Source organism: Mesorhizobium sp. P3_A9, assembly GCF_056402975.1.
The window spans coordinates 1-11,188 of record NZ_JBFUGJ010000197.1; the positions used below are offsets into that span (position 1 = coordinate 1).

At 63.4% G+C, this 11,188-nt stretch carries 12 protein-coding genes; 5 read left to right on the top strand and 7 right to left on the bottom strand.

Going from position 1 to position 11,188, the window contains the following annotated elements; all coding sequences use genetic code 11:
* Together AC1DX0_RS22945 and AC1DX0_RS22950 are read right to left on the bottom strand one after the other, a co-directional pair.
* Window positions 1-494, bottom strand: a 494-nt coding sequence (locus tag AC1DX0_RS22945) for a DEAD/DEAH box helicase (RefSeq protein WP_477356943.1), incomplete at its 3' end; no start/stop codon positions are given.
* Between the two features lie 625 nt (window positions 495-1,119).
* On the bottom strand, window positions 1,120-1,701 hold the full coding sequence (locus tag AC1DX0_RS22950; RefSeq protein ID WP_477221741.1) for a TetR/AcrR family transcriptional regulator: 582 nt from the start codon (window positions 1,699-1,701) through the stop codon (window positions 1,120-1,122).
* An 84-nt stretch (window positions 1,702-1,785) separates the two neighbouring features.
* On the opposite strand from AC1DX0_RS22950, the gene AC1DX0_RS22955 reads away from it, so the two are divergent.
* Window positions 1,786-3,036 (top strand): FAD-dependent oxidoreductase, encoded by a 1,251-nt coding sequence (locus AC1DX0_RS22955; protein WP_477221742.1) that lies wholly within the window; start codon window positions 1,786-1,788, stop codon window positions 3,034-3,036.
* Window positions 3,037-3,077: 41 nt separating this feature from the next.
* On the opposite strand, the gene phbB is transcribed toward AC1DX0_RS22955, so the two are convergent.
* Together phbB and AC1DX0_RS22965 are read right to left on the bottom strand one after the other, a co-directional pair.
* The gene (gene phbB / locus AC1DX0_RS22960; RefSeq protein ID WP_477356945.1) at window positions 3,078-3,803 is read right to left on the bottom strand and encodes an acetoacetyl-CoA reductase; all 726 of its coding nucleotides are present in this window, start codon (window positions 3,801-3,803) and stop codon (window positions 3,078-3,080) included.
* Between the two features lie 105 nt (window positions 3,804-3,908).
* The gene (locus AC1DX0_RS22965; protein WP_477356947.1) at window positions 3,909-5,087 is read right to left on the bottom strand and encodes an acetyl-CoA C-acetyltransferase; all 1,179 of its coding nucleotides are present in this window, start codon (window positions 5,085-5,087) and stop codon (window positions 3,909-3,911) included.
* 296 nt (window positions 5,088-5,383) lie between these two features.
* On the opposite strand from AC1DX0_RS22965, the gene phaR reads away from it, so the two are divergent.
* Window positions 5,384-5,992, top strand: a complete 609-nt coding sequence (phaR, locus tag AC1DX0_RS22970) for a polyhydroxyalkanoate synthesis repressor PhaR (RefSeq protein WP_477221745.1) — start codon at window positions 5,384-5,386, stop codon at window positions 5,990-5,992.
* 40 nt (window positions 5,993-6,032) lie between these two features.
* Here the strand turns inward: phaR and AC1DX0_RS22975 are convergent, their stop codons facing one another.
* Both AC1DX0_RS22975 and AC1DX0_RS22980 read right to left on the bottom strand, forming a co-directional pair.
* Window positions 6,033-6,521 carry an N-acetyltransferase family protein gene (locus tag AC1DX0_RS22975; protein ID WP_477221746.1) on the bottom strand — a complete coding sequence of 163 codons (489 nt, stop codon included), beginning with the start codon at window positions 6,519-6,521 and terminating at the stop codon, window positions 6,033-6,035.
* Complete coding sequence (locus AC1DX0_RS22980; protein WP_477356949.1) at window positions 6,518-6,937, bottom strand: rhodanese-like domain-containing protein; 420 nt, start codon at window positions 6,935-6,937, stop codon at window positions 6,518-6,520. Before AC1DX0_RS22980 ends, AC1DX0_RS22975 begins: the two co-directional genes overlap by 4 nt.
* A gap of 87 nt (window positions 6,938-7,024) precedes the next feature.
* Here AC1DX0_RS22980 and ftrA point away from each other — a divergent pair, with 87 nt between their 5' ends.
* Window positions 7,025-8,017 (top strand): transcriptional regulator FtrA, encoded by a 993-nt coding sequence (ftrA, locus tag AC1DX0_RS22985; protein ID WP_477221820.1) that lies wholly within the window; start codon window positions 7,025-7,027, stop codon window positions 8,015-8,017.
* A 15-nt stretch (window positions 8,018-8,032) separates the two neighbouring features.
* On the opposite strand, the gene AC1DX0_RS22990 is transcribed toward ftrA, so the two are convergent.
* A complete protein-coding gene (locus AC1DX0_RS22990) occupies window positions 8,033-9,175 on the bottom strand; it encodes a citrate/2-methylcitrate synthase (RefSeq protein ID WP_477221748.1) in 1,143 nt (380 codons plus the stop codon).
* Window positions 9,176-9,267: 92 nt separating this feature from the next.
* On the opposite strand from AC1DX0_RS22990, the gene AC1DX0_RS22995 reads away from it, so the two are divergent.
* Window positions 9,268-10,356 carry a citrate synthase/methylcitrate synthase gene (locus AC1DX0_RS22995; protein WP_477221749.1) on the top strand — a complete coding sequence of 363 codons (1,089 nt, stop codon included), beginning with the start codon at window positions 9,268-9,270 and terminating at the stop codon, window positions 10,354-10,356.
* A 209-nt stretch (window positions 10,357-10,565) separates the two neighbouring features.
* A partial coding sequence (locus tag AC1DX0_RS23000) for a patatin-like phospholipase family protein (RefSeq protein ID WP_477356951.1) occupies window positions 10,566-11,188 on the top strand: 623 nt, incomplete at its 3' end.

The following is an 11,188-nucleotide window of genomic DNA, read 5'->3' on the forward strand; positions in this document are numbered from 1 at the left end:
GCATAGGCGAGGTGCGACAGCCGCGGCCGCGTCACCACCGAGACGCCCTTCAGCAGGCGTTGGAGAATGCCGTGCATGGTGGCCGCGCCTAGCAGCAGCGTTTCCTGGCGGCCACGCAGATGCAGGATGCGGTCGGTGAAGATGTGGCCGCGCTCGAGATCGCCGGCCAGTTGCACCTCGTCGATGGCGACGAAGGCGGCGTCGGTTTCGCGCGGCATGGCCTCGACGGTGCAGACCGAATATTTCGCGCCCGGCGGCTGGATCTTCTCCTCGCCGGTGATCAGCGCCACCTTGTGGGCGCCGACCTTTTCGCAGACGCGGCTGTAGACCTCCCTGGCCAGYAGCCTGAGCGGCAGGCCGATGAYRCCGSTYTCRTGCGCCACCATGCGYTCGATGGCGAGRTGGGTCTTGCCGGTGTTGGTCGGGCCRAGCACTGCAGTCACGTCGCGGCCCGACAGGATCAGCGGCTGRGTTTGTTTCGGCTGGATGTTCATCGGCYYGGAAATRAGGCTTTCTGGCCTCTGGTTGTCGGGAGCGTGCCTCAACTGGCGCGTATGACAGCCGACACATAGGGATTTCGGGCGCGAAGCGAAAGCGGAATGTTCCGCCAGCGGCTCGAAGGCCTCTCTGTCAAGCCCTTAAGTGGTTGCTGATTAAGAGTTGGAACGAGTCTGGAACGAATCGGCGACGAATCAGTGACTCCGGCAGATTCAGCTTTTGTTCACGGCTACATGTGGATTTTGTGGCCATGAGTCTCACCACATGCTGAATCGCCGAACTGGCCCGTTTTATGCAAGGCGAGCTTCGTCCTTAATCTTTGCCGGGAAACCACAGAGCCGGCCCGAGGTTGGACGATTAACATTATGAAATTGTTAATCTTTCTGAACCGGGTGTTAAGCAACCACAGGCGATTCCGGGCCATTAACGTTAACTTCCGCTCAAAGCCGGAACGAATCGGCGACAAAACAGAGCCGGCGGTATTTTCCCGTTTTGTTCCGCCAATATCTTGTGTTGTGAACAGCTTATCCACCGAGAATTCACAGGCTTGCCCACAGGGTTCGCACAGGCGGCATTGCCGCCATTAACCTTTGCGTGCCGGATTGGGGCACATCCCCAAATTCAATGCGCGTCGTGACCCATGGCGTAGCGTTGCAATACGGGGCCGACATTTCGGATGATGTCTTCGTGGGATAGCGCGACCACCGGCGCAAGCCGTAACAGGTATCGGCACATGGCGAGACCCAGCAACTGACTGGCAACCAGCCCGGCGCGCCGGCCGGCATCCGCTGGGTCGCCGATCGAAGCGACCATGGGCCTCACCTGGTTGGCGAAGACATCGCGGACCTTGTCGGCTGCGTGCTCGTTCGAAGCCGCCGAGCGCAGCAGGATTATCATTCCGGGTCCGTTGGCCGGACCTTCCCAGTTCACGAGAAAGCGCCTGATCAGCGTTTCGCCGATAGCGGCTGGATCGATCCGCTGATCGGGCAGTTGCAGGTTCACGACTGCCGCCCTGGCGAACAACTCGTCCTTGCTGTGGAAATAACGGATCACCATCGCCGGATCGATCGAGGCCTGCGCTGCTACGTCTCGGATGGAGGCGCCGTCATAGCCGTGCTCGGCGAAAAGTTGGCGCGCGGCTTCGAGGATTTGAGCCCGTGTACGGTCTGACTTGGTGATTTTTTTCGGCTGATTCTCGGTCATGAAGATGCATATGCCAACGCCTGTTGACAAATGCAATGCGGTTTATTAGAAAGTCAACGGTTGTTGATAAATGCAGATGGGAAAATGCTGTCTGAAAAAACTGAAGTCCTGATCATCGGTGCCGGTCCGACCGGCATGGCGCTGTCCATTGCCCTGCACCAGGCCGGTGTCGATCACGTGCTGATCGAGAAGCTTGCTCACGGCCTGCAGACGTCACGCGCCGGTGTGATCCATGCGCAAACACTGGAATCGCTCGAACCGCTCGGCGTCACCCAGCGGCTGAGCGAGCTTTCGGTGAAGCTGAAAGATTTCGCCATACGCGACCGAAACAGGGCGCTGCTCAAGCTCGATTTCGGCAAGCTCCCATCAAGATATCCTTACTTGATGATGCTGCCGCAGAATCTGACCGAGCAGGTGTTCGCCGAACGGATCTCCGCACTTGGCGGCACCATTCATCGCGAAGTCGAGGCTGTGGCGATTGCTCAAAACAGTGACGGCGCGCGGGTGACAGTGGTTGAAAACGGCCAAGAGAAAATCATATCGGCGCGCTACGTCGTCGGTGCCGACGGCATGCAAAGCCTGGTGCGCAAGTCGACAGGCATCGAGTTCGACGGCGAGGCCTATGATGGCTCGTTTGTGCTGGCAGACGTTCGTCTCGACTGGCCGGTGGGGCCGACTGAGGTGTCGCTGTTCTTTGCCCCGGCCGGACTGGTGGTGGTGGCGCCACTTCCGGACGGATCGTATCGTGTCGTCGCGACAATGGATGAGGCGCCGGAAAAACCTGATGTCGCCGACATCCAGGCGCTGCTCGACAGCCGCGGACCGACCAGAAGGCGAGCCCGGGTGCTTGGCATCACCTGGAGTTCGCGATTCCGCGTTCATCATCGCTTGGTCCGGGCCTATCGCAAGGACCGGCTGTTCCTGATGGGCGATGCCGCCCATGTCCACAGCCCGGCGGGTGGGCAAGGTATGAACACAGGCATCATCGATGCGGTCGTGCTTGGCCAATTGCTTGGCGATGTGGTGAACGGCGTTCGTTCCGAGGCGGAACTCGAGCTCTATGAAACGCTGCGCCGCCCGGCGGCTCAGGAGGTCCTCGACCTTGCGGGCAGGATGACCGACATGGCGCTTGCCCGCAATCCGGTGAAGCGGTTCCTGCGCAATCTGGCGCTTTCCGTGGTGAACCTCAGCCCGCTGCTGAAGCGTCGCATCGCGCTGAAACTGTCAGGGCTAAGCCGGGCGCCGCTGGCCCGGCTTCCGGCGCCTTCGGGCAAGCCGGGATCAGTCGCGGCCAGCAAGTCTGAAGCCGGACCCCAACTGAAACTGGCCGCCTGACAAATCGCGATTGTCAGGCGGCTGCCGAGCGTCGGGAAGCCTCAGGCGAAATACTGGCCGCCGTTGGCCGTGATGGTCGAGCCGGTGATGAAGCCGGCATCTTCGGAAGCCAGGAAGACGACGCAGCGCGCAATCTCCTCCGGCTCGCCGAGGCGGCCGACGGGGATCTGCGGGATGATGCGCTCGTTGAGCACCTTCTCGTCGATCGCCTTGACCATTTCGGTGGCGATGTAGCCGGGACAGATGACGTTGACGGTGATGCCAGCGCGGGCGCCTTCCTGCGCCAATGCCTTCGAGAAGCCGATGTCGCCGGCCTTGGCGGCGGAATAATTGACCTGCCCGGCCTGGCCCTTCTGGCCGTTGATCGAGGAGATGGTGACGACGCGGCCGAACTTGCGSTCGCGCATGCCGTTCCACAGCGGATGCGTCATGTTGAAAACGCCAGACAGATTGGTGTCGATGACCTCTTTCCACTGGTCGCGCGTGATCTTGTGGAACATGGCRTCRCGGGTGATGCCGGCATTGTTGACCAGCACCGAGACCGGGCCGAGGTCGGCCTCGACCTGTTTGATGCCTGCGGCGCAAGCGTCATAGTCGGCGACCGACCATTTGTAGACCGGAATGCCGGTCTCGGCCTTGAACTTCGCCGCCGCCTCATCGTTGCCGGCATAGTTCGCGGCAACCGAATAGCCGGCGGCTTTCAAAGCGATCGAGATCGCCGCGCCGATGCCGCGCGATCCACCCGTGACGATTGCAACCTTGGTCATATGTCCTCCCTTTTTTGTCACTGAAGCGAGTAGCGAATAGCGATTTGATGTCCCATCGCGCCGACGCCGTTCTTCCCTATTCGCTACTTCCTATTCGCTATTTGCTCAGAGTGCTTCGATGCACAGGGCGACGCCCATGCCGCCGCCGATGCACAGGGTGGCGAGGCCCTTCTTGGCGCCGCGGCGGCGCATCTCGAAAACCAGCGTGTTGAAGATGCGGGCGCCCGAAGCGCCGATCGGGTGGCCGATGGCGATGGCGCCGCCATTCACGTTGACGATCGACGGATCCCAGCCCATGTCCTTGTTGACGGCGCAGGCCTGCGCGGCAAAGGCCTCGTTGGCCTCGACCAGATCGAGATCGCCGACCGACCAGCCGGCCCTTTCCAAAGCCTTGCGCGAGGCGGGAATGGGTCCGGTGCCCATGATCGCCGGATCGACGCCGGCGGTTGCCCAGGACGCGATGCGCGCCAGCGGGGTGATGCCGCGCCTTACCGCTTCCGCTTCGCTCATCAGCAGTGCGCCGGCCGCACCATCATTGATGCCGGAAGCGTTGGCGGCGGTCACGGTGCCGTCCTTGTCGAAGGCCGGCTTCAGCTTGGTCATGGCATCGATCGTGGCGCCGTGGCGGATGTATTCGTCCTGGTCGACAATGGTGTCGCCCTTCTTGCCCTTGATGGTGAAGGCGACGATCTCGTCCTTGAATTTGCCGGCCTTCTGCGCCGCCTCGGCCTTGTTTTGCGAGGCCAGCGCAAACTGGTCCTGGTCGTCGCGGGTGATCTGGAACTGGCGGGCGACATTTTCGGCGGTGTTGCCCATGTGATAGCCGTTGAAGGCGTCCCACAGCCCGTCCTTGATCATGGTGTCGATCATCTTGTAGTCGCCCATCTTGACGCCGGCGCGCAGGTGCTSGGCGTGCGGCGAMAGCGACATCGATTCCTGWCCGCCGGCGATGATCACCTTGGCRTCRCCMGYGGCRATCTGCTGCATGCCGAGTGCAATGGCGCGCAGGCCCGAGCCGCAAACCTGGTTGAGGCCCCAGGCGGTGGTTTCCTTGGGCAGGCCGGCGATGATCGAGGCCTGGCGGGCCGGGTTCTGGCCCTGGGCTGCGGTCAGCACCTGACCGAGGATGACCTCGTCGACTTCGGCGGCCTCGACACCGGCGCGCGACAAAAGTTCCCTGATGACGACGGCGCCGAGCTCATGCGCCGGCGTGKYGGCGAAGGCGCCGTTGAAGGAGCCGACGGCGGTGCGCGCGGCGCTGGCAATGACGATGGAATCGGACATTTTCTTCTCCAGACTTCAAGGGTGTTGTTCTGTCGTTGAGGACTTTTCTTGCCCTTTCCCAACCCCAAGTCAAACCGGAAATCGGCATGGCGCCCATGCGCAGCAAGCAGGTCGCGCATTGCTGCGCCCGCAGGCAGGCCGCTGCTGCGCAGCATATTTTGCCTGCTATGCAGCATTATGTGATCCCGCACTGCACAAACTGCTTGGAATTATGAGGCTTTTGCGCATATCCTCAAAARGGGCGCAATCGTTACCGGCTGCTTACTCAGGYGTGCCGGTGTCCGGGGAGGATGCAGATGGCCGCRAAAGACGATCCGATCATTATCAAGAAATACGCCAATCGCCGCCTCTATAATACGGGGACGAGCACCTATGTGACGCTCGAGGATCTGGCCGAAATGGTCAAGAGGGGCGAGGAGTTCACCGTCCAGGACGCCAAGACCGGCGATGACATAACGCATCCGGTGCTGACCCAGATCATTTTCGAGCTGGAGAACAAGGATGGGCAGAACATGCTGCCGATCCCGTTCCTGCGCCAGCTGATCGCCTACTATGGCGACCAGATGCAGATGATCGTGCCGAGCTTCCTCGAACAGTCGATGCTGGCCTTCTCCAAGGAGCAGGAGCGCTTTCGCGAGCAGATGAAGGGCGCCATCGGCAAGTCGCCGCTGGACGTGATGAAGATCGCGACGCCGATCAAGGCGCTGGAAGAACAGACGCGCCGCAACATGGAAATGTTCCAGAACGCGATGCGCCTGTTCACGCCGTTCCCGCCAGCCAGCTCCGCGCCAGCCGCGGCCCCGACCGAGCCAGCCAGGAAGGAAGCGCCGGAAAAGTCCGACGACCTTCAGGAGTTGAAGAGCCAGATCGCGGCCATGCAGCGCAAGCTCGACACGATGTCGTAAACCGACCAGCCGGTAAGGCTTGGGCCAACCCGGCCGTGCCTTATCCGTCGGTCGTCATCTGCCACAATTCCCAGATCTCGTCGGCCCGCCCGTCAAGCGAGCGATAGAAGGCCTTGGCCGGCATGTTGGATCGCAGCACCGTCCACTTGATGGCGGATGCGCCTATGGCGACGGCATGGTCGCGGAGCCGTTTCACAAGGGCATGGCCGACCGACATGCCGCGCGCCGCCTCGGCTACGTAGAGTTCCTTCAGCACCACGACCGGCTTCAGATCATAGGTCCAGGGGATGAGATAGTGGACGGCGATGCCGACAATCGCCCCGTCGACTTCCGCCACGAACACGCCGAAGCGAGGTGAAGGCCCCAGCCCGTGTTCGACGATGTCCGCCTCGGTAACACGGAACTTGTCGTCATAGCCCTCGAATACGGCGAGCGCCCGCATAAGGACGAGCACCGCGCCGACATCCGGCTGCTCGAACGGCCGCACGATATCAGCCGCTTTGCGCGCTGGGCTCCGAGTTTGGATCATGCCCGCAGAGTACCAGGCTCCTTGCCTGAAGCGAAAGGAAGCTCTTCGTCCTGCCAGCCTGTTATGCCGCCGATCATGATCTTCACCGGCAGGCCGAGGTTGGCGAGTTTGAAAGCCGCCCGGTCCGCGCCATTGCAATKCGGTCCGGCGCAATAGACGACGAACAGCGTGCCTGCCGGCCATTCTGCCATCCGCTCGGCCGATATCTCGCGGTGCGGCAGATGCAGTGCACCCGGCACATGGCGGCGCTCATAGGCTTCCGGCGAACCGACGACGTGCAGAAGGACAAAGTCCGGCTCTCCGCCGCGCAGCGTCGCGGCAACGTCGGAACAATCGGTCTCGACGGAAAGCCGGCGCAGGAAATGGTCTCGGGCGATTTCCGGCGGGGCCGCCGGAATGTCTGTCACGTAGCTCATCCACGTATCTCCGTTGCTGATGCGGAGGAGATAAAGCACGAGGCCAAGTGATTGCAGCTGGCAGCTTTGCCATATATCGTCAAGATCATGCCAAATGTGCCCAATCGGCCCCTTAGCAATCCGCTGGTCGTTGCCGTCGCCTATGACGGGCTGTGCACGTTCGAATTTGGCGTGGCGGCCGAGGTGTTCGCCTTGCCCAGACCGGAGATGGGTGCGGACTGGTACCGGTTTGCCGTCGCCGGCATAGACGCGGGTGAAATGCGCGCGATGGGCGGCGTGCGCATCGTTGCCGATGGCGGACCCGACCTGATCGGCGAGGCCGGCACGGTGATCGTGCCTGGATGGCGCGGCGTGGATTGTCCGGTGCCGCGAGTGCTGATCGACGCGCTTCGCAAGGCCAATGAGCGGGGCGCACGCATTCTGTCCATCTGTTCGGGCGTCTTCGTGCTTACCGCCGCAGGCCTGCTCTCAGGCAAGAAGGCAACCACGCATTGGCGCTACAGCGAGAGACTGAGGGAGATGTATCCCGACATCACCGTGGTCCCTGACGTTTTGTACATCGATGAGGGAAATGTCCTGACTTCGGCCGGCAGTGCTGCCGGCATCGACCTGTGCCTGCACCTGGTGCGGCGCGATTTCGGCACCAAGGCGGCTAATATGGTGGCGCGCCGCCTGGTCGTGCCGTCGCATCGCGATGGCGGCCAGGCGCAGTATATCGAGAGTTCCGTTCCCGAGCCGCACGAACGCAGCCGGCTGGGGCCTTTGATCGACAGAATGCGCGCCGATATTTCCGCCGACTATCCCGTTGCCACCCTGGCCGGCCTGGCCGGGATGAGCGAGCGGACATTTCTGCGCCGGTTCGCGGCGGCGACCGGCGTCACACCGGCGCGCTGGCTGCTTTCGGAACGGCTTTCGCGGGCGCGCACGCTGCTGGAAGACACCGCCATGCCGATCGAGCGGATTGCCGAGATCTCCGGATTTGGTGCTGCGGCGACCTTGCGGCATCACTTCCGTCAGCAATTCGCCACGACGCCCGCCGCGTACCGGGCGCGGTTCGGGACCAATGCCAACGCCGCCTGACGACTTCATACGTTGTCAGGGCAACAGTCCCTCATAGCGGCCGCGTGGCCGGATGATGCTGCCGCTGACGATCTGCTCGACCATATGCGCGGCCCAGCCGACGCTGCGCCCAAGTGCGAACAGATGGAACGGTGCATCGCGCGGCAAGCCAAGACTGCGCGTCAGCACGGCCAGGGCAAAATCGATGTTCGGCTGGGCGCCGGTCGCGGCAATGGCGGCGGTTTCCAGCGACCGCAAGGTCTCGTCGGGGTTGCCGATGGCGGCCAGAAGCGCCGTGGCGCGGGGATCACCCTCGGGATAGAGCGGATGGCCGAAGCCCGGCAATGGCCGGTCATGGCCCAGCCAGCGCCGGATTGCGGCATCGGCGCCATGCCGCGCTGCATCCTCGGCAAGCTGCATCACCGCTTCGCCAGCACCACCGTGGCGTGGGCCGGACAGTGTCGCCAGGCCCGCCAGCAGGCAGGCGGCGGGTGAGGCTCCAGTCGAGGCCGCGACGCGGGCCGCGAAGGTCGATGCGTTGAGCTCGTGATCGGCGAGCAGCACAAGCGCACGCCGGATCGCATCCGCGCCGCCATCTTCGACCGACCAGCCCCGCGCCAATCGCCGATGCACCGGATCCGGCCCCGCCTCGGCACCGAGGGCACCGGCCAGCACACCGATCGCGCGTGCGGCGTCGGCGCACAAAGAGGCGGCGTTGCGGCCAAGCGAAGGCCGGCCCTGGCCGGCCAGCAAAGCAAGCTGCGCAAAGGCCGGGGCCCGGCCGAGTTGACGCGGTGCATCCGGCTGCGGCGCTTCGAAACGCACCGGCTCAGACAAGGCCCAAAGCAGAGCGGCGGTTTCTTCCAGCGTGGCATGGTCGGACAGCGCAGCGGCGTCCTGGCCGCGATAGATGAGTTGGCCGTGCCAGACGGTCGAAACCGCCGTGACGATCGACGGCTCACCCCAGGCAATGGCGCTTTCGGCGATGGCCGAGGGGCTTCGTCCGCGCGCCCGGCGCGTTGCGAGTGCGGCGATATCATCGGCGCGATATTCGCTGCGGCGCGGATCGGCCCGGTCCGGGCGCATGCCGATGCGCCCACGGCTGACATAGGCGTAGAGCGTCTGCGGCCTCACTTTGAGCCTTTCCAGCGCCTCTTCCCGCGACAACCATTCGGACATGATAGCTCCGATATTGATTCTATTGATCAAGATTGATGCTTGTATCGCCCAGCCTTATCTCCGATCCGGAAAAGCTTCAAGGAGACAAGGCTATGGCGAATGGGCTCGATGATGTGGTGGCGGCTGAAACCGTGCTGTCCGACGTGGATGGTCTGGGCGGCCGCCTGACGATCCGAGGTCATTCGCTGCCCGAGTTGGCCGGACGATGGACCTATCCGCAAGTGGTTCACTTGCTGCTCGATGGCTTCTTCGAGGATCTGCCTGGCGACACCGAACTGGCGGAGAAACTGGGCGAGGCGCGCGTCGAGGTGTTCGACCGCCTCCAGCCGTCGCTGCCCTTGCTGGCGCCGCTTGAAATCTACAGCGCCATGCGCGCCGGCATGGCCCTGTTGCCGGACGGCGAGACGCTGACGGACGCCTTGCGGCTGATCGCGGCGCCGGCGGTGCTGACGCCTGCCTTGCTGCGCCTGCAGCGTGGCGAGCAGCCGATCGCGCCGGACGGCAAGGCCGGTCATGCCGCCGACATGTTGCGGATGCTCAAGGGATCCGTCCCGTCGCCGGCCTTGGCTAAAGCGCTAGACACCTATCTGGTGACCGTCTGCGATCACGGCCTCAACGCCTCGACTTTCGCCACTCGCGTCGTTGCTTCGACATTGGCCGGGCTGACCTCGTCGGTGCTGGCAGGCCTCGGTGCGCTGAAGGGGCCGCTGCATGGCGGCGCGCCCGGCCCGGTGATCGAGATGTTGGATGCCATCCAGGCGCATGGCGATGCGGCCGGCTGGCTGCGCGACGAGATCGCTGAGGGCAGGCGCATCATGGGTTTCGGCCATCGCATCTACCGCGTGCGCGATCCGCGCGCCGATGTGCTGAAGGCGGTGGTGCGGCAACTCGGCAGCGAGGGCGAAACAGGTCGCCGGCTGGCCTTCGCCGAAAAGGTCGAACAGACGGCGCTCGAGGTGCTGCGGATCGCCAAGCCGCAGCGCGCGCTGCAGACCAATGTCGAGTTCTACACCGCCCTGGTGCTGGAAGCGGCGGGTTTTCCGCCGCGAGCCTTCAGCAATGTCTTCGCCGCCGGGCGCGTTGCCGGCTGGATCGCGCATGCGCGTGAGCAGCAGACGACCGGACGGCTGATCCGTCCGCAATCGCGCTATGTCGGTCCGGTGCCGGATCTCGTCGCCTGAAGTCCCAGCCTGTTTCGAAGGACCGGGGCCTCTCCGCATTGAAGCGGAGGGGCTTTTCGGCATGACCGAAATTTCATGTGATCACGCGACCGTGTTCGTGTTCTTGCCTTGGTCCGTCCTTATATGCTGCACTGCAACATAGAGCGTCAGTAGCTGCTTCCCTCCAATGACGTTGGGGCAGGCCGGCGCATCAGGATGACAGGAACGCCATGACCAAGAACGGCAAGGCGGAGGAAACGAAGAAGATCAACATCGCGCTTCAGGGCGGCGGCTCGCACGGCGCCTTTTCCTGGGGCGTGCTCGACCGGCTGCTGGAGGACGGCAGGCTGGAGATATCGGCGGTTTCCGGTACCAGTGCCGGCGCCATGAACGCGGTGGCGCTGGCCGATGGTTTTGTGCGCGGCGGGGTCGAGGGCGCGCGCAAGAAGCTCGACGATTTCTGGCGCGCGGTGGCGGCGAAGGGCCGGTTCAGCCCGGTGCAGCGCATGCCGTGGGATGTCGCCTGGGGCAACTGGTCGATCGAGAACACGCCGGGCTATGTCATCTTCGACACCATGTCGCGGGTGTTCTCGCCCTATGTCRCCAACCCGCTCGGCCTCAATCCGCTGCGCGATGTGGTGGCGCAGGAGATCGATTTCCGGAACGTCCGCGCCTGCAAATCGATGGAATTGTTCATTTCCGCCACCAATGTCGAGACCGGGCAGTTGCGGGTGTTTTCCGATGGCGAGATCGATCTCGACACGGTGATGGCCTCGGCCTGCCTGCCGCAACTGTTCCGCGCCGTCGAGATCAAGGGCGTTGCCTATTGGGATGGCGGCTATGGGGGCAATCC

Bases quoted from the DNA above. Each gene is read 5' to 3' on its own strand.
- AC1DX0_RS22995 (WP_477221749.1), top strand. From the start codon at position 9,268: ATGGCGAATGGGCTCGATGATGTGGTGGCGGCTGAAACCGTGCTGTCC.
- ftrA (WP_477221820.1), top strand. From the start codon at position 7,025: ATGCCAAATGTGCCCAATCGGCCCCTTAGCAATCCGCTGGTCGTTGCC.
- AC1DX0_RS22955 (WP_477221742.1), top strand. From the start codon at position 1,786: ATGCTGTCTGAAAAAACTGAAGTCCTGATCATCGGTGCCGGTCCGACC.
- AC1DX0_RS22990 (WP_477221748.1), bottom strand. From the start codon at position 9,175: ATGTCCGAATGGTTGTCGCGGGAAGAGGCGCTGGAAAGGCTCAAAGTG.
- AC1DX0_RS22950 (WP_477221741.1), bottom strand. From the start codon at position 1,701: ATGACCGAGAATCAGCCGAAAAAAATCACCAAGTCAGACCGTACACGG.
- AC1DX0_RS22975 (WP_477221746.1), bottom strand. From the start codon at position 6,521: ATGATCCAAACTCGGAGCCCAGCGCGCAAAGCGGCTGATATCGTGCGG.